At 64.5% G+C, this 23,192-nt stretch carries 21 protein-coding genes; 13 read left to right on the top strand and 8 right to left on the bottom strand.

What is annotated here, in order from left to right:
• Positions 1-35: 35 nt before the first annotated feature.
• Together lolA and DFO68_RS08605 are read right to left on the bottom strand one after the other, a co-directional pair.
• Positions 36-665: an outer membrane lipoprotein chaperone LolA gene (gene lolA, locus DFO68_RS08600; protein ID WP_133483256.1), complete on the bottom strand. Its 630-nt coding sequence runs from the start codon at positions 663-665 to the stop codon at positions 36-38.
• 113 nt (positions 666-778) lie between these two features.
• Positions 779-3,835: a DNA translocase FtsK gene (locus tag DFO68_RS08605; protein ID WP_133483322.1), complete on the bottom strand. Its 3,057-nt coding sequence runs from the start codon at positions 3,833-3,835 to the stop codon at positions 779-781.
• A gap of 185 nt (positions 3,836-4,020) precedes the next feature.
• Here DFO68_RS08605 and aat point away from each other — a divergent pair, with 185 nt between their 5' ends.
• From aat to infA, 3 genes are all read left to right on the top strand, one after another.
• Positions 4,021-4,755, top strand: coding sequence for a leucyl/phenylalanyl-tRNA--protein transferase (gene aat, locus DFO68_RS08610; protein WP_133483257.1), 735 nt, complete (start codon positions 4,021-4,023; stop codon positions 4,753-4,755).
• A 31-nt stretch (positions 4,756-4,786) separates the two neighbouring features.
• Entirely contained in the window at positions 4,787-5,524 is a 738-nt protein-coding gene (locus DFO68_RS08615) for an arginyltransferase (RefSeq protein ID WP_133483258.1), read from the top strand.
• Between the two features lie 139 nt (positions 5,525-5,663).
• A complete protein-coding gene (gene infA / locus DFO68_RS08620; RefSeq protein WP_040185975.1) occupies positions 5,664-5,882 on the top strand; it encodes a translation initiation factor IF-1 in 219 nt (72 codons plus the stop codon).
• 141 nt (positions 5,883-6,023) lie between these two features.
• On the opposite strand, the gene clpA is transcribed toward infA, so the two are convergent.
• The 3 genes from clpA to icd form a co-directional block, all read right to left on the bottom strand.
• Complete coding sequence (gene clpA, locus DFO68_RS08625; protein ID WP_133483259.1) at positions 6,024-8,300, bottom strand: ATP-dependent Clp protease ATP-binding subunit ClpA; 2,277 nt, start codon at positions 8,298-8,300, stop codon at positions 6,024-6,026.
• 138 nt (positions 8,301-8,438) lie between these two features.
• Complete coding sequence (clpS, locus tag DFO68_RS08630) at positions 8,439-8,804, bottom strand: ATP-dependent Clp protease adapter ClpS (protein ID WP_133483323.1); 366 nt, start codon at positions 8,802-8,804, stop codon at positions 8,439-8,441.
• Positions 8,805-9,004: 200 nt separating this feature from the next.
• A complete protein-coding gene (icd, locus tag DFO68_RS08635; RefSeq protein ID WP_133483260.1) occupies positions 9,005-10,261 on the bottom strand; it encodes an NADP-dependent isocitrate dehydrogenase in 1,257 nt (418 codons plus the stop codon).
• Positions 10,262-10,379: 118 nt separating this feature from the next.
• Between icd and DFO68_RS08640 the strand changes: the two genes are divergently transcribed.
• The 9 genes from DFO68_RS08640 to DFO68_RS08680 all read left to right on the top strand — a co-directional run bounded on the left by DFO68_RS08640 (position 10,380) and on the right by DFO68_RS08680 (position 19,089).
• Positions 10,380-10,994: a pseudouridine synthase gene (locus tag DFO68_RS08640; protein ID WP_133483261.1), complete on the top strand. Its 615-nt coding sequence runs from the start codon at positions 10,380-10,382 to the stop codon at positions 10,992-10,994.
• Positions 10,991-11,440 (top strand): NUDIX domain-containing protein, encoded by a 450-nt coding sequence (locus DFO68_RS08645; protein WP_133483262.1) that lies wholly within the window; start codon positions 10,991-10,993, stop codon positions 11,438-11,440. The genes DFO68_RS08640 and DFO68_RS08645 overlap by 4 nt, the downstream gene beginning before the upstream one ends.
• Positions 11,441-11,577: 137 nt before the next feature.
• A complete protein-coding gene (gene mnmA, locus DFO68_RS08650; protein WP_133483263.1) occupies positions 11,578-12,708 on the top strand; it encodes a tRNA 2-thiouridine(34) synthase MnmA in 1,131 nt (376 codons plus the stop codon).
• Complete coding sequence (gene hflD / locus DFO68_RS08655) at positions 12,705-13,346, top strand: high frequency lysogenization protein HflD (protein ID WP_133483264.1); 642 nt, start codon at positions 12,705-12,707, stop codon at positions 13,344-13,346. Before mnmA ends, hflD begins: the two co-directional genes overlap by 4 nt.
• A 46-nt stretch (positions 13,347-13,392) precedes the next feature.
• The gene (gene purB / locus DFO68_RS08660) at positions 13,393-14,757 is read left to right on the top strand and encodes an adenylosuccinate lyase (RefSeq protein WP_133483324.1); all 1,365 of its coding nucleotides are present in this window, start codon (positions 13,393-13,395) and stop codon (positions 14,755-14,757) included.
• A complete protein-coding gene (locus DFO68_RS08665) occupies positions 14,754-15,932 on the top strand; it encodes a cupin domain-containing protein (RefSeq protein ID WP_133483265.1) in 1,179 nt (392 codons plus the stop codon). The genes purB and DFO68_RS08665 overlap by 4 nt, the downstream gene beginning before the upstream one ends.
• A gap of 63 nt (positions 15,933-15,995) precedes the next feature.
• Positions 15,996-16,421 (top strand): GNAT family N-acetyltransferase, encoded by a 426-nt coding sequence (locus tag DFO68_RS08670; protein WP_133483325.1) that lies wholly within the window; start codon positions 15,996-15,998, stop codon positions 16,419-16,421.
• Positions 16,422-16,807: 386 nt separating this feature from the next.
• Positions 16,808-18,406 carry an isocitrate lyase gene (locus DFO68_RS08675; RefSeq protein WP_133483266.1) on the top strand — a complete coding sequence of 533 codons (1,599 nt, stop codon included), beginning with the start codon at positions 16,808-16,810 and terminating at the stop codon, positions 18,404-18,406.
• Positions 18,407-18,621: 215 nt separating this feature from the next.
• On the top strand, positions 18,622-19,089 hold the full coding sequence (locus DFO68_RS08680) for a glycine zipper 2TM domain-containing protein (RefSeq protein WP_133483267.1): 468 nt from the start codon (positions 18,622-18,624) through the stop codon (positions 19,087-19,089).
• A 93-nt stretch (positions 19,090-19,182) separates the two neighbouring features.
• Here the strand turns inward: DFO68_RS08680 and DFO68_RS08685 are convergent, their stop codons facing one another.
• Positions 19,183-19,464 (bottom strand): hypothetical protein, encoded by a 282-nt coding sequence (locus DFO68_RS08685; RefSeq protein WP_133483268.1) that lies wholly within the window; start codon positions 19,462-19,464, stop codon positions 19,183-19,185.
• A 234-nt stretch (positions 19,465-19,698) separates the two neighbouring features.
• Between DFO68_RS08685 and DFO68_RS08690 the strand changes: the two genes are divergently transcribed.
• Positions 19,699-20,181, top strand: coding sequence for an FKBP-type peptidyl-prolyl cis-trans isomerase (locus tag DFO68_RS08690; protein WP_133483269.1), 483 nt, complete (start codon positions 19,699-19,701; stop codon positions 20,179-20,181).
• 90 nt (positions 20,182-20,271) lie between these two features.
• On the opposite strand, the gene DFO68_RS08695 is transcribed toward DFO68_RS08690, so the two are convergent.
• Together DFO68_RS08695 and DFO68_RS08700 are read right to left on the bottom strand one after the other, a co-directional pair.
• Complete coding sequence (locus DFO68_RS08695; protein WP_133483270.1) at positions 20,272-20,916, bottom strand: CDP-alcohol phosphatidyltransferase family protein; 645 nt, start codon at positions 20,914-20,916, stop codon at positions 20,272-20,274.
• A gap of 1 nt (position 20,917) precedes the next feature.
• Positions 20,918-23,089 (bottom strand): FAD-dependent oxidoreductase, encoded by a 2,172-nt coding sequence (locus tag DFO68_RS08700; protein WP_373190655.1) that lies wholly within the window; start codon positions 23,087-23,089, stop codon positions 20,918-20,920.
• Positions 23,090-23,192 lie beyond the last annotated feature (103 nt).

Below are 23,192 nucleotides of genomic sequence, written 5' to 3' on the forward strand. Positions count from 1 at the left end.
GGCGATTCGTTTAAAGCTTCGGGCGTAGCCCGGAATTACAGCGTCTCGCGGATCACGTCAGTGCCTGCGGGGATCTCAAAGGTAAAGCGGCTGTCGTCCAGCGGCTCGTTCACGCGCACGTTGTCAAAGGCGATGGCGGTGCGCTGTCCGGTGCTGTCGGTCATCTGCAGCAGGTCCAGCGTCTCGCCGCGGAAGGTCATCTTCAGCTGCTCGAACAGGGTATCGGGATTCCTGGGTACCAGGGTGAAGGTCTCGCTGACCCCCTGCTGCTGACGGGTAACCTCATAACTGCCGGTCAGCTCGTCGGCACTGCCGGAGAGCAGCAAGGCCGGGGTGTGGGTCACCCGCTGATCCAGGGGCTGCACCGTGGCCTGCTCCAGGTCGGGGTCATAGAGGATGACCTCCTCGCCGGCGGAGACCACCAGTTGTTCGTAGGGGGCATCCACCTCCCAGCGGAACTTGCCGGGGCGCGATAGCCACATGCGCCCGCGGGCCTCCTGCAGACGCTGGCCGCTACCATCGAGGATCTGCTGCTCGAAATCCGCCACATAGGTCTCGAGTGGCTCGAGAAGCTCCGCCAGGCGCTCGGCGCCCTCACTGGCCAGCACTGACACCGGCGCGATAAGCGTCATGGTTAGCACGGCGAGGATCTTGTTCACTGTCATCGTCTCTGTCTCCCTGAACGGGTCCATATTGGTTTGCTGTCATTCGGACCCGAGACGCCCCAACGGGTTGCATTCCCCCGGGGCTTGCGTCATTGCTGCATGATTGCCGGACATCAATCGCCTACCGGCGGCGGGGCCAGCACCTCGCGTGCGCCATTGGTGCCCATGGTCGAGACCACGCCGGCCATCTCCATGGATTCGACCAAACGCGCCGCCCGGTTGTAGCCGATCTTGAAGCGGCGTTGAACCGCCGAGATGGAGGCGCGGCGACTCTCGGTGACGAAGGCCACCGCCTCATCGTAGAGGGCATCCTGCTCGGCGTCGTCGCCCCCGGCGCCCTCGGCCTCCAGGCCGGTAAGGGCCTCGGCGGAGACGCCGCCGGAGAGGATCTCGTCGATGTACTCAGGCTCACCACGCCGCTTCCAGTCTTCGACCACCCGATGCACCTCGTCGTCATCGACGAAGGCCCCATGGACACGGGTCGGCATGCCGGACCCGGCCGGCAGGTAGAGCATGTCGCCGTGGCCGAGCAGGTTCTCGGCGCCGCCCTGGTCAAGGATAGTGCGCGAATCGATCCGAGACGACACCTGAAAGGCCATGCGAGTGGGAATATTGGCCTTGATCAGGCCGGTGACCACATCAACCGAAGGACGCTGGGTGGCGAGTATCAGGTGGATGCCGGCGGCCCGGGCCTTCTGGGCCAGCCGCGCGATCAACTCCTCGACCTTCTTGCCGACGATCATGAACATGTCGGCGAACTCGTCGATCACCACCACGATGTAGGGCAGCTTCTCGAGCACCGGCGGCGACTGGTGCATCTCCCAGGGCTGGGGCTCCCACAGCGGATCGGCCACCCGGGCGCCGGCTCGCTCGGCCTCGTCAAGCTTGCCGTTGAAGCCGGCGATGTTGCGCACGCCCATGGCCGCCATCAGCTTGTAGCGGCGCTCCATCTCAGCCACACACCAACGCAGCGCGTTGGCGGCCTCCTTCATATCGGTGACTACCGGTGCCAGCAGATGCGGGATGCCGTCGTAGACCGACAGCTCCAGCATCTTGGGGTCGACCATAATCAGGCGCAGCTCATCGGGGGTGGCCTTGAGCAGCATGGAGATCAACATGGCGTTGACCCCCACCGACTTGCCCGAACCAGTGGTACCAGCCACCAGCAGATGGGGCATCTTGCCGAGGTTGGCCACCACGGGGCCACCGCCGATGTCCTGGCCCAACGCCATGGTGAGCGCCGAGGCCTCCTGCTGGTAACGGTCGGAGTCGATCACCTCGCGCAGGCGGATCATCGCGCGATGCGGATTGGGGATCTCGATGCCCACGGTGGGCCGGCCTGGGATCACCTCCACCACCCGCACACTCTTGACCATCAGCGAGCGCGCCAGATCCTTGGCCAGGTTGCTGATCTTGGATACCTTCACCCCAGCTGCCGGCTTGATCTCGAAACGGGTGATCACCGGGCCCGGCCAGGTATCGACCACCTCGGCCTTGACGCCGTACTCACGTAGCCGCGTCTCGAGCAGCTCAGCCATCTCGGCCAACTGCTGCTCCGAGTAGTTACGCAGCTGGGGCTGCGGAGGGGTCAGCAGCCGCAGACTGGGCAGTTCGCCGTCGGGTTCGGGGAGTTCGTCGAGCACCGGCCGCTGGTTCTGCAGGTGCTCCACGGTCCACAGCGCCGGGCCCTCGGGGTCGTCGGCGGCCTCGCGTCCTTGCTCGACACTCGCTACCGGGGGCATGTCATCCGCCATCGGCGACGGCGGGGCAACCCCCGGATTTTGATGAGCGGTTGTCGCCTCTCCGTCCCCCCCAGGCTCAGCGATCATCGGCTCAGGGCTCAGGTGCGGTTCGTTCGCTTTGTCGAGTTCCACCCGGTCGGTCTCCTGCTGCGAGGCCAGCGTCGAATCACGGTGAGCCTTTTGGTGGGGCCTCGGGTGCGGCGAGGCAACCGATGAAGCCCGCGCGTGCGGCACTTCCGCCTCCCCGTTGGCCTCGGCGCTACCGGAGGAGGTCTCGACGGTCTTGTCGCGGAGGAGCTCATCACCGGTGGCCCGCAGGGCGGAACCCTGCCAGGCCGTCAGGGGCTCGTCATCATCGGGCAGCAGCGGCTCGGGCACCGTCTCCGGGACCCGCTGGGGGGGCTTGTGGTCGCTATTTTGCGGCTCGCCTTGCGGCTCGTCAGACACCTCCTCGCCACCCCCCGGCAGGGTGATCGACACCCGCGGTTCCACGGCCTGATGGCTGGCCCGGGCGGTATAGGCCGCCTCGGGCTGCTTGGCCGAGGGCGTGCGCTCGGGCACTTCCCAAGGAATATCAGTCTCGCCGTCGTTGCCAAACCCCGGCTCGCGCCGAGCGAAAGCTTCCGCGGCCAGCACCGGCTCGGCCTCGCGACGATGGCCGCTGCCCAGACGCCGCCACCCGCGTGGGCGGGGGCCGGCATCGCTCGAGCTCCCCCCTACTTCTTGCTCATCCTGCTCGGCGATCGAGCGGTCGCGTTCTTGCTCGACCTGATCGCGGCGCTCGATGCGCCGTTCGCGCACCAGGCCGAAACGATCGGCTACCCAGCGCCATAGCAGCAGGCTGCAATGACCCAGTTCATCCATCACCGTCAGCCAGGAGAGCCCGGTGAACAGGGGAAAGCCGCACAGCATGGCGGCCGCAGCCAGCAGACCGGTACCGCCCGTGCCCACCAGGGGCATCAGGGCTCCCACCAGCCCCTCACCAAGGATGCCCCCCGTGGAGTAGGGCAAGGGACTATCAGGCCGGTAGAAGTGCAGCGCCCCTAGGGTGGTGGAACCCAGCAACAGCAGTACCAGCCCCCCGCAGCGCACCGCCAGGGCGGTGGCATCCCACTCGAAGCGCACCTGCCGTGAACGGATCAGCCACCAGGCGGCGAACCCCAGCATGCCGGGCCACCATAGCGCACTGACCCCGAACAGCGAGTAGAGCACGTCGGCGAGCCAGGCCCCGATCGGACCCATCCAGTTGGCCACTTCGGTTTCGGGGCCGCTGCGCGACCAGCCGGGATCTTCGGCACGAAAGCTGTAGAGCGCCAGCAGCAGGAACACACAGGCGGCCAGCAGCACAATCACCACACCCTCTCGCGCCGCGCCCTGCAGCCGCAGGCCAAAGCGTTTCGCCGTTTCCCTGGCATTCGCCGCCGTCATCCGACGTGACGAGGTCGTCTTCTTGACACTCAAGCGGCCATCCTCCTTGCGCCAACATGGCGTCTTGCGGATTCACGGAGTTCAATCATACCGAGCAACTGCTCACCATCACAGGGGCCCCTGCCTTGAGCCATCGGCTAACGCGCGGCAGACTGTGCGGGTCGACAATAAGGAAAACGCGCTCCATGCTGCCTTGGCTCCCTGAACGCCCGGTGGGCTTCCCGCCTGTCGCCACTGCCCTGCGCGATCCCGACGGTCTGCTGGCCGCCGGCGGCGCATTGACCCCGGAATGGCTACTGGCCGCCTATCGACGCGGCATCTTTCCCTGGTTCAGCGATGGTCAACCCGTGCTGTGGTGGAGCCCGGACCCGCGTATGGTGCTGTTCCCCAAGGAGATCCGGGTGCGCCGCAGCCTCGCCAAGCGGCTGCGCAATGGCGGCTTTCGGGTCACCGCCAACCGCGCCTTCGCCCAGGTAGTAGCGTCATGCGCCGCTCCCCGCGCGGGCCAGCCCGGCACCTGGATCACCGACGAGATGCGCGCGGCCTACGAGCGTCTGCATCGACTCGGCGCGGCCCATTCGGTGGAAGTTTGGCGAAGCGACAAATTGGTGGGAGGGCTCTACGGCGTGGCCATGGGCCCGGTGTTCTTCGGCGAGTCGATGTTCTCTCGGCAGGCAGATGCCTCGAAGGTGGCCCTAGTGCATCTGGCACACGCCATGTCCGCCGGTGGCGGCCGGCTGATCGATTGCCAGATGCATACCATGCATCTGGCCAGCCTGGGAGCCCGGGACATCGCCCGCAGCGAGTTCATCGGCTATCTTGAACAGTGGCTGGGCGATGCCGGCAGTGGCCGCCGGAAGACGCTCGAAGGCGCGCTGGCACCGACCTGGAACGTCGGTGCCAGCGAGACCCCTGCCTGACCAGGCCACCGATTCAGAGGAGATGGCAGCTTTGAGCAGCAACGCACCCGGGCAGCCAGTCAGGGATCTGCGCTTCTTCCTGACCGTGCCGCATGCCTGTAGCTACCTGGCGGGATGCGAAGCGACCACCCTGTTCCTTGATCCTCAGGAGTCGCCGAGACAAAGCGTCTACGATGCCCTGGCGCTGCTTGGTTTTCGTCGCAGCGGCCGACACCTCTATCGCCCCCACTGCGATACCTGCAGTGCCTGCATCTCGGTACGCATCCCGGTAGACGAGTTCGCGCCGAGTCGCACCCAGCGCAAGCTGGCTAATCGCAATGCCGACTTGACGCTGAAGGTGCGTCCAGCCCTCTTCGACCCTGAGCACTATGCGCTCTATGCCGACTATGTGCGGACCCGCCACGCCGACGGCGACATGTATCCGCCCAGTCATGAGCAGTACCGCACCTTCCTCACTCTCGACCAGCCCTACGCTCAACTGCTGGAGTTCCGGCTTGACGGACGTCTGGTGGCCGTCTCCGCCTTCGATCAGCTCGAGCGCGGTCTATCGGCCATCTATACCTTCTTCGATCCCGCCCCGGAACTGGAGCGTCGTTCGTTGGGCACCTTTGCGGTTCTCGCGCTTATCCAGCGCGCCCGAGACCAAGGGCTGTCGCACGTCTATCTAGGTTACTGGATCCGCGAATGCCGCAAGATGGCCTATAAGCAGTTTTTCCAGCCACTGGAGATGCTCGACGGCCGCCGCTGGCGACGCATGATCACCCTGTAAGCGGGCCGATGAGCGGGTTTCTTTGCCTTGACGTGCGGCATGCGGCACAATATCGCGCTATCCTGTCGGCACGCACGGGCCGTTCTGGCCAAGACGGCGTGGCGACAACTTTTGTCATCATCAGCGAGGAACCGCCTATATGGCACGTGAAGACCATATCGAGATGGAAGGCGTCGTCGTCGATACCCTTCCCAATACCATGTTCCGCGTCGAGCTAGAGAACGGCCACGTGGTCACCGCCCATATCTCGGGCAAGATGCGCAAGCACTACATCCGCATCCTCACCGGCGATAAGGTCAAGGTCGAGCTGACCCCCTACGACCTGTCCAAGGGCCGCATCGTCTACCGCGCCCGCTGACAGCGGCCGGGCATGCCACGGCACCCGCACCTGCTCGAGCGACGGCCTCCCCTGCGTCCGTCGTTCCTCACTGCCACGCCTGAACGAACAACGCCCCGTCCGTAGACAGGGCGCTGTGAGAGGGTGGTTGACTGACACCCATCAGGGCGCGTCGGCCAGCTCCGACTCCGTGGAGAGGTGGAGCTCGCCATCCTCCACGCTGACATGCACCACGCCGCCATGCTCGGACAACTCGCCGAACAGGATCATCTCGGCCAGCGGCTTCTTGAGCTTCTCCTGAATCAGCCGAGCCATCGGGCGCGCGCCCATGTCGGGATCGTAGCCCTTCTCGGCCAGCCAATCCCGGGCGGACTCGTCCACGTCGAGCTGGACCCGCTTCTCGTCGAGTTGCGCCTGCAGCTCGACCAGGAACTTGTCCACCACGCTGCGTACCACTGACGTGGGCAGGGCGTGGAACTGAATGATGCCGTCCAGGCGGTTGCGGAACTCCGGCGAGAAGGTCTTGCGGATCACCTCCATGGCGTCCGTGGAGTGATCCTGGGTCTGGAAGCCGATAGAGCGCCGCGTGGCCTGCTCGACCCCGGCGTTGGAGGTCATGATCAGGATCACGTGACGGAAGTCCGCCTCGCGGCCGTTGTTGTCGGTGAGACGACCGTGATCCATGACCTGCAGCAGCAGGTTGAAAACCTCGGGATGCGCCTTCTCGATCTCGTCGAGCAGCAGCACGCAGTGGGGCTGCTTGGTGATCGCCTCGGTCAGCAGGCCACCCTGGTCATAGCCGACATAGCCGGGAGGCGCACCGATCAGCCGTGACACGGTATGACGCTCCATGTACTCGGACATATCAAAGCGCACCAGCTCGATGCCCATGATGTGGGCCAATTGCCGAGCCACCTCGGTCTTACCGACCCCGGTCGGACCAGCGAACAGGAAGCTACCCACCGGCTTGTCCGGGGCCTTGAGCCCGGCCCGCGATAGCTTGATCGCTGCGGCGAGGCCGTCGATGGCCTCATCCTGCCCGAATACCAGCATCTTCAGGTCGCGATCGATGTTGGCCAGAAGCTTGCGGTCGGAACTGGAGACGCTCTTGGGCGGGATCCGCGCGATGGAGGCTACCACTGCCTCGACCTGGTCGACGTCAATGGTATCCGCACGCACTTCCGGCGGCAGCAGCCGCTGGTGGGCGCCGGCCTCGTCGATCACGTCGATGGCCTTATCGGGCAGGTGGCGGTCGTTGATGTAGCGGTCCGACAGCCTGGCCGCGCTCTCCAGGGCTGCATCGGTGTACTTCAACTGATGATGCTCCTCGAAGCGCGAGCGCAGCCCCTTGAGGATGCGGGTGGTGTCCTCCACCGAAGGCGCCATGACGTCGACCTTCTGGAAACGTCGCGCCAGGGCGCGATCCTTCTCGAAGATGCCACGATACTCCTGGAAGGTGGTAGAGCCGATGCAACGCAGCTCTCCCGAGGAGAGCAGCGGCTTGAGCAGATTGGAGGCATCCATCACCCCACCCGAGGCGGCACCTGCTCCGATCACGGTATGAATCTCGTCGATGAACAGGATGGCATTGGGTTGCTTGCGCAGCTCTGCCAGCAGGTTCTTGAGCCGCTTCTCGAAGTCACCGCGGTACTTGGTACCGGCGAGCAGCGCGCCCATGTCCAGCGAGTAGACCACCGCATCGCCGATCACCTCGGGCACATCCTCCTCGACGACGCGCTTGGCCAGGCCCTCGGCGATGGCGGTCTTGCCCACGCCGGCCTCACCGACCAGCAGCGGGTTGTTCTTGCGCCGGCGAGCCAGGATCTGTACCACCCGCTCGAGTTCATGCTCGCGGCCGATCAACGGATCGATCTTGCCCAGCCGCGCCTGCTCATTGAGGTTGGTGGCATAGCTAGTCAGCGGATTGGAGCCGGTCTCGGCACCGCCCTCCTCGGCATCCTCGGCCTCCGGCGAGGGCGACGACTGGCTCTGGCCGTGACCGGCCACCTTGGAGATGCCGTGGGCGATGTAGTTGACGGCATCCACCCGGGCGACGTTCTGCTGCTTGAGGAAGTAGACCGCCTGGCTCTCCTGCTCGGAAAAGATGGCGACCAGCACATTGGCACCGGTGACCTCGCTCTTGCCCGAGGACTGGACATGGAAGACGGCACGCTGGAGCACGCGCTGGAAGCCCAGGGTCGGCTGTGTCTCTCGGTCCGACTGATCATCGGGGATCAGCGGCGTGGTGGAATTGATGAAATCCTGCAGGTCGGACCGCAGCTTGTCGAGGTTGGCCCCGCAGGCACGCAGCACATCCGCCGCCGAGGCGTTATCAAGCAGCGCCAGTAGCAGGTGTTCAACGGTCATGAACTCGTGGCGCTTGGAGCGGGCCACGGTGAAGGCCGTGTTCAGGGTCAGTTCAAGTTCTTTACTCAGCATGGCAGTCCCCTTCTTCGCCGACCAGAGCTTCGCGTCGGATCATTCGTGGTCCGGCATCATCAACATCGGGTGCAAACGGTAGCGTTGCAAGCCTGCCTTCAACGCAAGACCGTCGCTGCCCCTCCTCGACCATGCCGCTCAGTCCGCTGCCTCGATGTCGCACAGCAACGGATGCTGACACTCTCTTGCATATTGATTGACCTGATGGCATTTGGTTTCCGCGATATCGCGGGTAAAGACCCCACAGGCGGCCTTTCCCCGGGTATGCACGGTCAGCATCACCTGTACCGCGGTCTCGCTGTCCATGTGGAAGAAGGTCTGCAGCACTTCGACCACAAACTCCATGGGGGTGAAGTCATCGTTATGCAACACCACCTTGTACAGAGGAGGATGCGCCACTTTGGGATCGGCCTGTTGCACCGACAGGTCGCCATCGTCCTGTTCATGGCCAGACTCATGACCAGATGGCCGGGTCACGCCCCCCAGCGGAGACCCGATGGCCATTCGCCACGCCACTTCATCGTCTCTACTGAACATAAGCGCCACTATCCATCTCGACAAGTCGGGTAACGGTGGATGCATCAACCCCGCTTTGACGCCACCGGGTCGAAAGGGTTCACCGTCGGTGTTCGATCATAGGACATCTCAACGCAAGGGCCCCCGCCGCCGGGTGGCGGACGGGGGCCCGGTTCCAGCGTCGTGACTTACATGTTGTCGGCGATGGCCTGACCGAACTCGGAGCACTTGAGCAGCTTGGCATCGTCCATCACGCGGTGGAAGTCGTAGGTCACCTCGCCCCGGGAGATGGCCTTCTCCACGCCCTTGAGCACCAGATCGGCGGCCTCGACCCAGCCCATGTGGCGCAGCATCATCTCCGCAGAGAGAATTAGCGAACCCGGGTTGACCTTGTCCTGACCGGCATACTTGGGTGCCGTACCGTGAGTGGCCTCAAACATGGCCACAGTATCGGAGAGATTGGCACCTGGCGCGATGCCGATGCCGCCCACCTCGGCCGCCAGGGCGTCGGAGAGGTAGTCACCGTTAAGGTTCAGGGTGGCGATGACGTCGTACTCAGCCGGACGCAGCAGGATCTGCTGGAGCATGGCATCGGCGATGACGTCCTTGATGACGATATCCTTGCCGTTGTTGGGATTCTTCATGGTCATCCAGGGGCCGCCATCGAGCAGCTCCGCGCCGAACTCCTGCTTGGCGAGTTCGTAGCCCCAGTCCTTAAAGGACCCCTCGGTGAACTTCATGATGTTACCCTTATGCACCAGGGTCAGCGACTCGCGGTCGTTGTCGATCGTGTACTGCAGGGCCTTGCGCACCAGACGCTTGGTGCCCTCGACGGAGACCGGCTTGACACCGATGCCGCAGTTCTCGGGGAAGCGAATGTTCTGGACCCCCATCTCCTCGCGCAGGAACTTGATGACCTTGTCCGCTTCCGGAGTGCCGGCCTTCCACTCGATGCCGGCATAGATGTCCTCGGAGTTCTCGCGGAAGATCACCATGTCCACGTCGTCCGGCTTCTTGACCGGGCTCGGGACGCCCTCGAACCAGCGAACCGGGCGCTGACAGACATAGAGATCGAGTTTCTGACGCAGGGCGACGTTCAGGGAGCGGATACCACCGCCCACCGGGGTGGTCAGCGGACCCTTGATCGACACGACATAGTCCTTGACTGCCTCCAGCGTCTCCTCCGGTAGCCAGGTGTCGGCGTCATAAACCTGAGTGGCCTTCTCGCCGGCGTAGACCTCCATCCAGTGGATCTTGCGCTCGCCGTTATAGGCCTTCTGAACGGCGGAATCGATGGCGATCTTCATGGCCGGCGTCACGTCGACGCCGATACCGTCACCCTCGATGAATGGGATGATCGGCTCATTCGGCACATTCAGGGTGTTATCGGCGTTGACGGTGATCTTCTGGCCGCCATCGGGCAGGACGATTTTCTGGAAACCCATTGAGAACTCCCCTGTCTGATCTGTTCAGTGGAGCGCGGAGTATAGCATTCACCCGTCGGATCGGAGTAGGCTTGCAACCCGATTTGTCGACAATCCATGGTAGCAAGACCTTGGTCGAATGAGTGCCCTATACCTGTTGCACAAGCCTTATCGCATGCTCTCCCAGTTCACCGACCGCAAGGTCCCGAACGGAGAGCGTCGTGCCACTCTGGCCGACGTGCTCGACGTGCCCGATATCTACCCGGCAGGCCGACTCGACCATGACTCCGAGGGGCTACTGCTGCTCAGTGCCGACGGCGAGCTGATCCATCGCATCAGCGACCCCCGCCACAAGCAGCCCAAGACCTACCGCATCCAGGTGGAGGGAAAGCCGGACGACGCTGCCCTGCAGGCACTACGCAACGGCGTGGCACTCAAGGACGGCATGACCCGGCCGGCCAAGGTGCGCCGCCTGACGTCAAGCGACCTGCCCGAGCGCGACCCGCCCGTGGATAACCGCCGCCACCCGCGCACCACCTGGCTGGAGCTGATCATCAGCGAGGGGCGCAATCGGCAGGTGCGTCGCATGACCGCCCATGTCGGCCACCCCACCTTAAGGCTGGTGCGGGTGGCCATCGGCCCCTGGTGCCTGGCTGGGCTGGCCCCCGGCGAGTGGCGACGCGAAACCCTGCACGCCCCGCGCAGGCCGCCGGCAGGCGCGAGCCGGTGTCGAGCGAGAGGAGACCGCCGATGAGCCGTTGGCAACCCTACATCAGCGTGGCCACCGTGGTGGAGCGGGCCGGACGCTTCCTGATGGTGGAAGAACGCCCTGGCGGAAACGAGACCCTCTTCAACCAGCCCGCAGGCCATCTGGAGCCCGGCGAACGCATCCGCGAGGCCGCACTGCGCGAGCTGCGCGAGGAGACTGCCTGGCAGGTCGGCATCACCGACTACCTGGGCCTGTATGTCTACCGCACACCGGATGGCCTGACCTTCCACAGCCACGGCTTCTTCGGCATGGCCCTGGCCTACCTGGGCAGTGCGCTCGACCCGGCCATCCTCGCCGTGCACTGGCTGACCTTTGACGAGCTAGAGTCGCTAGACCGCCAGGGGCGACTGAGAAGCCCGCTGGTGATGCGTCGTGTCCGCGACGCCCTGGCGAACCGCTTCTACCCCATGGACGTAATTCACGAGCGCTGAGCGGCCAAGCCGAGGCCCAAGTAGAAACACACAGAAAGAAAAACAACGAGCCGCTTGCTCCTTGCAACTTGGCGGCTCGCCGCTTGTGTCATGTATAATCTTCGACCATTTGAGCCACACCCGATTCGAGAGCGCCCATGACCGCCACTACAGGCAAGGTGATCGTCGGCATGTCCGGCGGCGTCGATTCTTCCGTGTCCGCCCTGCTGCTGCTTGAGCAGGGCTTCGACGTCGAGGGCCTGTTCATGAAGAACTGGGACGAGGACGACGGCACCGAGTACTGCACCGCCAAGGCCGACCTAGCCGACGCCGAGGCGGTGTGCAAGAAGCTTGGCATCCGACTGCACACCGCCAATTTCGCCGCCGAGTACTGGGACCACGTCTTCGAGCATTTCCTGGCCGAGTACCAGGCGGGACGCACACCCAATCCCGACATCCTCTGCAACCGTGAGATCAAGTTCAAGGTGTTCCTCGAGTACGCCGAGATGCTGGGCGCCGAAAAGATCGCTACTGGCCATTATGTTCGTGCAGGGCAGCTGCCCCAGGGAAGCCGTGGAGAGCTCCGCCCAAGGTTGCTCAAGGGGCTCGATGCCAACAAGGACCAGAGCTACTTCCTGCATGCCGTTCCTGAGGCTGCCATCGCCCGCACCCTCTTCCCGTTGGGTGAGCTCGAAAAACCTGCGGTACGCGCCATCGCCGAACGCCATGAGCTGGTCACCGCGCGCAAGAAGGACTCGACCGGGATCTGCTTCATCGGTGAGCGGCGCTTCCGCGACTTCCTCAGCCAGTACTTGCCCGCCCAGCCCGGCATGATCGAGACGCCCGAGGGCAAGGTCATAGGCGAGCACATGGGGCTGATGTACTACACCCTTGGCCAACGCCAGGGCCTGGGCATCGGCGGGCTCGCCAACCATCCGGACGCTCCCTGGTACGTGGCCGCCAAGGATCTCGAACGCAATGTGCTCGTGGCCGTGCAGGGCAAACACCATCCGCTGCTCTATACCGACTCGCTGGCCACCGAAGCCATGGACTGGGTAGCCGGCGAGGCGCCCGCCGTCGAGGGTCGCTACACCGCCAAGACCCGTTACCGTCAGGGCGATGTGCCCTGTACTGTCCACTCGCGGAAGGATGGCAGCGTCGCGGTGCGCTTCGATGATCCCCAATGGGCCGTGACCCCGGGTCAGTCGCTGGTGCTCTACGACAAAGAGATCTGCCTGGGTGGCGGCGTGATCCGCGAGACCTGGAATGCCACGGAGCTCGCCCGATGACTCCCTCGACCCCCATACACCCCGCCCCGGACACCCCCACGGCCCGCCAGGCACTGGCACTCGCCGGGGTCTTCCAGGCCGCCAGCCTGGTCGACGAGCTCGCGCGCACCGGCCAAGTCGACCAGCGCGCCTGGGAGACCCTAATCCGCGCCACCCTGGACACCAACCCCGAGAGCTTCGAGGCGATCTACGGCGGCCACCCCAACAACTTGCGTCGTGGCCTGGAGGTGCTCGAGGGTGTGACTGGCCGACGGCAGGCCAACCCCGTGGTACTGCGTTACGGCTTCTCGCTGCTGATGCTGATGAACAAGCTGCGCGGCAACGACGCCATGATGGATGAGCTCGGCAGGCGATTGACCCGCATCCAGGGCCAGGCCGAGCACTTCGGCGAAACCCACGAGAACGTCGTCGCCAGTCTCGGTGAGGCCTACCAGGAAACCCTCTCGACCCTTAACACCCGCATTGTCGTCCAGGGCGACCCCTCGCTGCTGCAGAGTCGCATGATGGCCGAGCGGGTGCGCGCCATCCTGCTTGCCGGTATCCGTTTCGCCCTGCTCTGGCACCAGCAGGGGGGCCGGCGCTGGAAGCTGGTCTTCCAGCGCGGCGCCCTGAAGAAGACCCTCGACCAGTTGGGCTGAGTCCCTTCCTTCCCTCGACCGGAGCCCGATCATGCACGCCGCTTCCCTGCCCCTCTCTGCCCTGACCGCCCTCTCCCCCGTCGACGGCCGCTACGCGGCCAAGGCCTCGACGCTGCGCGAGCACTTCAGTGAGTTCGGCCTGATCCGCGCCCGGGTCATCGTCGAGATCCGCTGGCTGCAGCACCTCGCCGAACACCCCCAGATCACCGAGGTCCCGCGACTTTCAGCCAAGGCCACCGCTTTCCTCGAGACGCTGCTGCGCGACTTTTCGCTGGAAGACGCCGAGCGCATCAAGCAGATCGAGCGCACCACCAACCACGACGTCAAGGCGGTGGAGTACTTCATCAAGGAGACGATCGCCGGCCAGTCCGAACTACACGCCGTTAGCGAGTTTGTGCATTTCGCCTGTACCAGCGAGGACATCAACAACCTCTCCTACGGCGTGATGCTGACCGATGGTCTGCGCACCCTGCTACCGGTAATGCACCGGGTGGCAGACGAGATCACCCGGCTAGCCCATGAGCACGCCGCCCAGCCGATGCTCTCGCGCACCCATGGCCAGACGGCAAGCCCCACCACCCTGGGCAAGGAGATGGCCAACGTCGCCTACCGCCTGCGCCGCCAGCTTGCACAGATCGAGGGCGTCAAGATCCTAGGCAAGATCAACGGCGCGGTAGGCAACTACAATGCCCATCTCGCGACCTATCCCGAGATTGACTGGGAAGCCAACGCGCGCAGCTTCGTCGAGGGACTGGGATTGGCCTTCAACCCCTACACCACTCAGATCGAACCCCACGACTACATCGCCGAACTGTTCGACGCGCTGTGCCGCTTCAACACCATCCTCATCGACTTCGATCGTGACGTCTGGGGCTACATCTCGCTGGGCTACTTCAAGCAGGGGACCGTCGAGGGTGAGATCGGCTCCTCGACCATGCCGCACAAGGTCAACCCCATCGACTTCGAGAACTCCGAGGGCAACCTGGGGCTTGCCAATGCCCTCCTTGGTCATCTGGCCCAGAAACTGCCGATCTCCCGCTGGCAACGCGACCTCACCGACTCCACGGTGCTGCGCAACCTGGGCGTCGGCCTGGCCTACGGTCTGATCGCCTACCAGGCCTCACTCAAGGGCATCAGCAAGCTCGAGGCCAACCCGGCGCGCATCGCCGAGGACCTCGATGTCAACTGGGAGGTACTCGCCGAGCCGATCCAGACGGTGATGCGCCGCTACGGCATCGACAAGCCCTACGAGAAGCTCAAGGAGCTGACCCGCGGCAAGCGCATCGACCAGACCGGGCTCAAAGCCTTCATCGATACCTTGCAGCTTCCCGAGACCGTAAAGGAAGAACTCAAGGCGCTGACCCCGGCGACCTATATCGGCAACGCCGAAGAGCAGGCGAGGAAGCTATGAGCTCCGATACCCCGCTGCCCCTGCTGGGCGGCCTGACCGCCGCTGAGTTCCTGCGCGGCGTCTGGCAACAGAAGCCACTGCTGATCCGCGGCGCCTTTCCTGATTTCCAGTGCCCGCTGGACCCGGACGAACTGGCCGGGCTCGCCTGCGAGGAGGCGGTCGAGGCCCGCCTGGTAGAGGAGCACGGTGCCGACGGCCCCTGGCAGGTCCGCCATGGCCCCTTCGACGCTGCCACTTTCGCCCACCTGCCGGAACGCGACTGGACCCTGCTGGTGCAGGCAGTGGACCACTATGTGCCTGAGGTGGCCGAGCTGCTCGAGGCTTTCGACTTCCTGCCGCGCTGGCGGCTCGACGATATCATGATCAGCTACGCCCCCCCGGGCGGTAGCGTCGGCCCCCACGTCGACCAGTACGACGTCTTCCTGCTCCAGGGCAGTGGCCAGCGCCGCTGGCAGCTGGGCGGGAAGGTCGACGATGACGCCCCCCTTCTCGACGGCATCGACCTGCGCATCCTCGAGCGCTTCGCGCTCGTTCCGGGCGATGACTGGGTGCTCGAGCCGGGCGACATGCTCTACCTGCCGCCGGCCTGGGCCCACCATGGCGTCAGCCAGTCCAACGACTGCCTGACGCTGTCGATCGGTTTCCGAGCGCCCTCCGCGGACGAGGCGATCACCTCCTATGCCGACTATCTCGGCGAGCAGCTACCCGCATCACGGCGCTATGCCGATGCCGGCATGGCCCCCCCCGAGGACCCCGCCGAGCTCGACGATGCCGCCGTGGCCCGCATGCGCCGGCTGATCCTGGATACTCTGGATGACCCCAGCCAGCTGGCCCAGTGGTTCGGCCGTGCGATGACCCAGCCCAAGTATGCCGACCAGCTAATCCCCACCGAGACCCCGACCGAGGCCGAGGAGCTTGTTGCCGCCCTGCAGGAGGGCGAAGCGCTGGTGCGCAGTCCCGGCTCGCGCTTCGCCTGGCGGGCGCTGGACGGCGACCGCGCGACACTGTTCGCCGATGGCGACGGCGTCGAGTGCGCCTTGCCGCTGGCGCGCTGGATCGCCTCCGATACGGCGCTGCACGCGGGGATCCTGGTCCATGAGGGAGCCGAGGTGCTGCTCGCCGCACTGCTCGACGCCGGTAGCCTGGCCTGGGCAGACGAGTTCGAAGAGCAGTAGCAAGGAGCAAGGAGCAAGGAGCAAGGGAAACAATGTGTCACCAGGAGACACGACGTGAAAAAGATAGCGCTGGCTATTAAAGAGGGCAGCTGGGACGAGCTAGAGGCCGAAGCCAGCGAGATTCGCCGGGTGGTCTTCATCGAGGAGCAGCAAGTTCCGCGAGCGGAGGAGTGGGACGGCCGCGACCCCGACTGTCGCCACTTCCTCGCCCTGCTGGAAGGCCGGCCGGTGGGCACCGCCCGCCTGCTGCCGGATGCCCATATCGGCCGGGTGGCGGTGCTGGCCGAGGCTCGCGGCCTGGGTATCGGGTTGGCCCTGATGCGGGCCGCCATCGAGGCCGCTCGCCGCGATGGCCATGCCATGGTGGAACTCGCCGCCCAGACCCACGCCCTGGCCTTCTATACGCGGCTGGGCTTCGAGGCCTTCGGTGATGAGTTTCTCGACGCCGGTATTGCGCATCGCAATATGCGCCTAGAGTTCAACGACTGAAACTCGGCGCCCTCCCTACCTTGCGGAAATCCCACTACAGGAAAGCCAATCTCCCGCCCTTTCCTGTAGTTGAGTTACAACGTGCTCTCCCCACAAGGGGCAATTGTTGACGCCCGCCGTTGGCGGCATAGTGGGTGTCAAGGCAAGGGTAAAACGGTTGTTTGCCAACGGCCCGAAGCGTCTGCCTCCTTGGTGGGCATGCACTCACGAGGCTCGACCAAGGGTGTAGAGACAAGCCCTGGGCATCTGGCCGATGCTGACCGCAGTTCGCAGCTGCAACATAAGACATTGCCGAATGATGTAGCTGGCGCTGCCTGCGGTCGCGACCCGGATTTTTTTCGATATCGCGACCACGCGATTCCACTCCTGACCTGAAGGATGGCCCCATGACGACATTCAACGACGAACTCAAGGCTCTGGCTCAGTTGCGCGAGGCCCAGCAGGGCAAGTGGGACAACATCAACCCCGAGCATGCTGCCCGCATGCGCGTGCAGAACCGTTTCCAGACGGGCCTGGACATCGCCCGCTACACTGCCGGGATCATGCGCGAGGACATGGCGGCCTATGATGCCGACAGTTCGCAGTACACCCAGTCGCTGGGCTGCTGGCACGGCTTCATCGGCCAGCAGAAGATGATCTCCATCAAGAAGCACTTCGGTACCACCAAGCGCTCCTATCTCTACCTCTCCGGCTGGATGGTCGCCGCCCTGCGCTCCGAATTCGGCCCCCTGCCCGACCAGTCCATGCACGAGAAAACCACCGTGCCAGACCTGATCGAGGAGCTCTATACCTTCCTGCGCCAGGCCGATGCCTGGGAGCTCAACCACCTGTTCCGCGACCTTGACGAGGCCAAGCAGGCCGGTGACCAGCCGAAGGCCGATGAGGTCATGGCGAAGATCGACGGCTTCGAGACCCATGTTGTGCCGATCATCGCCGATATCGATGCCGGTTTCGGTAACGCCGAGGCCACTTACCTGCTGGCCAAGAAGATGATCGAGGCCGGCGCTTGCTGCATCCAGATCGAGAACCAGGTCTCCGACGAGAAGCAGTGCGGCCACCAGGCCGGCAAGGTCACGGTGCCCCACGAGGACTTCATTGCCAAGATCAACGCCGTGCGCTATGCCTTCCTGGAACTGGGCGTGAATGACGGGGTCATCGTGGCGCGCACCGACTCCCTGGGTGCCGGCCTGACCCAGAAGATCGCCGTAACCCACGAGCCGGGCGACCTCGGCGACCAGTACAATAGCTTTCTCGATGGCGACGAGATCGCCTCGGCTTCCGACATCAACAACGGCGATGTGGTCATCAAGCAGAACGGCAAGCTGGTCAAACCCAAGCGTCTGGCCTCAGGACTCTACGAGTTCAAGCCGAATACCGGCGAGGACCGTGTGGTGCTGGACTGCATCACCAGTCTGCAGAACGGTGCCGACCTGCTGTGGATCGAGACCGAGAAGCCCCACGTCGGCCAGATCGCCGGGATGGTCAACCGCATCCGCGAGGTGTGCCCGGATGCCAAGCTGGTCTACAACAACTCGCCATCCTTTAACTGGACCTTGAACTTCCGTCAGCAGGTCTTCGACGCCTGGAAGCAGGAGGGCAAAGACGTCTCGGCCTACGACCGCGACCAGCTGATGAGCGCCGAGTACGACGATACCGAGCTGGGCCGCCTGGCCGACGAGTGGACCCGCAACTTCCAGCGCGATGCCGCTCGCGAGGCCGGCATCTTCCACCACCTGATCACGCTGCCGACCTACCACACCGCGGCGCTGTCCACCGACACCCTGGCCAAGGGCTACTTCGGCGACGAGGGCATGCTGGCCTATGTGGCCGGGGTACAGCGCAAGGAGATCCGTGAGGGCATCGCCACCGTCAAGCACCAGGACATGGCCGGTTCCAACATCGGTGACGATCATAAGGAGTTCTTCCACGGCGAGGCGGCACTCAAGGCCGGCGGCAAGGACAACACCATGAACCAGTTCGGCTAACCGTTGGCGACTTAACCCATAACGCCCAGAGGGGGAGGCCTGTCGGCCTCCCTTTTTGCATATTATTGGCTGCCGGACGAAGCTACACTCGTACGGGAGACCCGAGGCACTGGCCAAGCTGGGGCGCAAGGGATAAACTCATTAGTGAACACTGTCCATTAATCATCGGTCATACCGGGGCCGAGTGTTCGTCACGGACATCAAGGAGATCCTGCATGAAACGCCTTCTACCCGTTCTGGCCATCAGCCTGCTGACGCTGGCCGGCTGCGCCAATACCGCCCCCTATTCGGGCAACGTCTACAGCGGCAACCAGGCCAAGTCAGCTCAGACCGTCAGCTTCGGTACCATAACCGCCTTGCGTCAGGTGCAGATTCAGGCCGACAGCCGGGCCGGGGGTCTGATCGGCTCCGGCGGTGGTGCCGTGATCGGCGGCCTCCTCGGCAACCAAATCGGCGGTGGTTCCGGTCGTGACCTGGCCACCGTGGCCGGCGCCATCGGCGGTGCCGTGGCTGGCACCAAGGTGGAGGAAGCGAGCAACCGCATCCCCGCCTGGGAAATCGAAATCCGCAAGGACAATGGCCAGAGCGTGGTCGTGGTGCAGAAGGCAGACCAGAACTTCCAGGTCGGCCAGCGCGTGCGCTTGATCGGCAGTGGCAACAACGTCAGCGTGGCGCCCTACTGAGAATAGCGCCGGCCACAAGCGGCCATTAATGAGCAAGGCCCGCGGATCGATCCGCGGGCCTTGCTCGTCATGGACGGGTCCGAGACGATGCCCTCAGGGCTGGTCGACCTTGTTGATGAGCCAGCCGGCCAGCTTGGTGGCGATTAGCGCCAGCAGGCCGATCACGATCACGGTTAACAACATATCCACGGGGCGAATAATGAAGGTGGCGCCGAGCACCGCCAACGCCGGCGACCATATCCAACGATCGTCCTCGCTGCGCAGCACGGCAGGCAATAGAGCGTCGAGAATGCGGCTGACGGACGCCTCCCAGCGCTTGAGAAAGAGGATCAGCAGCACAGCAAAGGCGATCAGCCAGATCAGGGTCAGGGTCATGGCACTCTCCATGGCAGAGTTGATAGACGGGAATCGGGAAATTGAGGCTACGGCAAGGGTATCCCTGCCCGAAAGACCACGCAACCGCCGACGATGTCACTGCCCTGGATGAAAAAAGCGCGAATGACGTTCAGGCTCGTCACAGCTATCCTGAATTTCCCCCATGCCCCTGACAGTCGCTTGATTGCCGCGTTACCATGTCGCGCTACATGCACTCACCGTAAAGGTTCATCAATGCAGATTGCGCAGAATTCCGTTGTCGCGTTCCACTACACCCTCACCAACGATGCAGGTGACGTGCTGGACAGCTCGGAAGGCCGCGAGCCGCTGACCTACCTCCACGGCGCCGGCAACATCATCCCCGGCCTCGAAAAACAGCTGGAAGGGCTTGCCCCCGGCGACAAGCTCCAGGCTAAGGTTACCCCGGAAGAGGGCTATGGCGAGGTTCAGGCCCAGCTGGTTCAGGAAGTGCCGCGTGACGCTTTCCAGGGCGTCGACAACGTCGAGCCGGGCATGCAGTTCCAAGCTCAGACCCAGGGCGGCCCGCTGATGGTGACCGTAACCAGTGTCGAGGGCGACACCGTTACCGTTGACGGCAACCATCCGCTCGCCGGCCAGCCGCTGAACTTCGACGTGGAGATCGCCGAGGTTCGCGAGGCCAGCGAGGACGAGATCGAGCATGGTCACGTACATGGTGAGGGCGACCACGAGCACTGATCCGCTCGTGGATATCGCGACCATCGACATCGACGGTCGATAGACGATACGGGTTGACGAAGAGGCAGCGCTTGGCTGCCTCTTCGCCGTTCAGGGTTGCGCTGTGTTGCGACCCTGCTGGGCGAAAACTCGCAGCGTGCGGTAACCTCCCCACAAGCGGGTCGCTGTGGTCACCAGGCAGGCCCCGGCGAAGAGCATCGCCAGCAGCGCGAAGTGGGCCGGAAACAGACAGAAGAGCACGAAGGCCATCACGGTCTCCGTGCCCTCGGTCAGACCGTGCAAGTAGTAGAAGGCCTTCTGCTGAAACCGTGGACGCTTAAGCCCATGTCGCGCGGCCATGATAGCGAAGGCCAGAAAGGAGGTGCCGGTGCCGATGAAGGCGAACAGCAGCAAGGCCGCCGGCAGCGCATTGACCGCCGGCTCGGCCAGGGCAAAGCCCAGCACCACCGCCGCATAGAAGACAAAATCCAGGCCGATGTCGAGAAAGCCCCCGGCATCGCTCGCCGCCCGCGTCAACCTGGCCAGGGCGCCATCCAGCCCGTCGCCCAGGCGATTGAGCAAAATGGCCAGCAGCGCCGGCAGGTACCAACCCATCGCCAGCAGCGGCAGGGCCAGCATCCCTACCAGGAAGGCAGCGACCGTCACCTGATCGGGGCGGACCCTGAGCCTGGCAAGGCCACGGGCCAGCACCAAAAGCGGCCATTGTGTCAAGGGCATGGTCCAGCGATCGAGCATACTAACTCCCCCTCTCCTCGTTCCCGTCGCCTCCCCGCCGCCAGGCAAAGTAGCGTGCCAGCCAGCCCAGCAGGCGTTCCGGCTTGTGGGCATTTTTCCACACACCGGCAGTCGCCTTCACCGCCTCGCTGTGGGTGGGATAGGGATGGATGGTGCTCAGCAGCTTATTGAGTCCAATATGGCGGGTCATCGCTAGGGTGAACTCGGCAAGCATCTCGCCCGCCCCCTGACCGACGATGGTGGCCCCCAGGATGCGATCCTTGCCCGGCACGGTCAGCACTTTGATGAAGCCCCGCGTCTCCCCCTCTGCAATGGCCCTGTCGAGTTCCTCCAAGGCATAGCGGGTCACTTCGTACTCCACTCGCTTCTCGCGAGCCTCACGCTCGTTGAGCCCGACCCGCGCCACTTCGGGATCCGTGAAGGTGACTGCCGGCAGGGCCCGATAGCTCACCTGGAAGCGCTTGAACTCGCCGAACAGGGCATTCACGGTGGCATGCCAGGCCTGGTGGGCTCCGGCATGGGTCAGCTGGTAGGGGCCGGCCACATCGCCACAGGCCCAGACATTAGGCAGCACGCTCTGCAGCGACTCGTCGACACGGAGAGTCCCATCGGCGTCGATATCCACACCCAGCGCCTCGAGTCCCATGCCCGCGACATTGGCCTGGCGCCCCACGGCCACCAGCAGGCGATCGAAGGATAGCCGCTCGACGACGGACTTCCCCGTGGTATCGCTGCGCTCCACTTCCAGGGCATGGCCACCGTTCTCATCCACGACTACCCGCAGCGCCCGGGTGGCGAGATGCACCACCAGGCTCTCCTCGAGCCTGCCTAGAAGTTCGGCGGCGACCTCCTCGTCCTCCCTGGGCAACAGCTGGCTGCCCATCTCCACCAGGTCGACATGGCTGCCCAACCGGGTGAAGCTCTGGCCCAGTTCGCAGCCGATGGCACCCCCACCCAGCACCACCAGGCGCTCCGGCAAGGTCTCCAGCTGCCAGAGATTGTCGGAGGTGAGGACCTCGATCTTGTCGATCCCGGGTAGTCCCGGCACCTTGGGCTGCGCACCGCTGGCGATGATCACGTGGCGCGTGGTCAGCACCCGCTCGCCGGCGTCGCCACGAACACGCACCCGCCAGGGATCCTCGAGAACAGCATCGCCGGCGATAACCGTCACCCCCAGCCCCTCGTAACGCTCGCGGCTGTCGTGGGGTTCCACCTCGCGGATGGCGCGATGCACATGCCCCATCACAGCGGCGAAATCCACCTCGGGCTCCCCGGCGCTGACCCCATAGCGCGGCGCCTCGCGAATCTCGCTGGCGACGCGCGCGGCACGGATCAGCGCCTTGGAGGGTACACAGCCGGTGTGGAGGCAATCACCGCCCAGCTGCTCGCGCTCGACCAGTGCCACCTTGGCCCTCACTGCCGCGGCGATATAGCTCGCCACCAGCCCGGCGGAACCTCCTCCGATGACCACGACGTCGTGCTCGAAGCGGGAGGGTCGTGCGAAGCGTTTTGCCAACTGGCGACGTCTGCCGATTGCCACCAAGCCCCGGGCGAGCCAGGGGAAGAGCCCGATCAACGCGAAGGAGCCGATCAGCGTCGGCGAGAGGATACCCGAGAGCGATTCCAGCTGCCCGAGCTCGCGCCCCGCATTCACATAGACCGCGGTGCCCGGCAGCATGCCGACCTGGCTAACCCAGTAGAAGGTCCACAGCCGCATGCGGGTCAGCCCCATTACCAGGTTGATGACGAAGAAGGGGAAGAGCGGGATCAGCCGCAGGGTGAAGAGATAGAACGCCCCTTCCCGCTCGATGCCGGCATTGATGCGCTCGAGTTGCCGGGCGAAGCGCCGCTCCAGGGGCGCGCGCGCCAGGGTGCGGGCAATCAGCGCGGCAAGCGTCGCTCCAAGGGCGCTGGCGAAGGAGATCAGCAGCAGTCCCCAGCCGAAGCCGAACAGCGCGCCGCCGAGCACCGTCATCAGTGTCGCCCCGGGCAGCGAGACCGCAGTGATGGCCACGTAGGCCAGGAAGAAACCGCCGGCGACGGTCAGCGGTTTGGCGGCCAGCCAGGCCTGGAAGCGCGCCTGCTCGGCTTGCAGTGTGTCGAGGGTCAGGACCTGGTGGGCCCCGCTGAGGAAGTAGGCCGCGACCAGCAGGGCGATCACAGCCGCGAGCATCAGGCGTTTTCGTATCAAGGGGGACTCCCGTAGGTAGATGATAAGGATCACCGCATCCGCGGCCGTTGAAGACGCCCCTCTGTCGTTGTCGATGACGGCAACT

Source organism: Halomonas ventosae (genome assembly GCF_004361885.1).
In the GTDB taxonomy this organism is placed as follows: domain Bacteria; phylum Pseudomonadota; class Gammaproteobacteria; order Pseudomonadales; family Halomonadaceae; genus Halomonas; species Halomonas ventosae_C.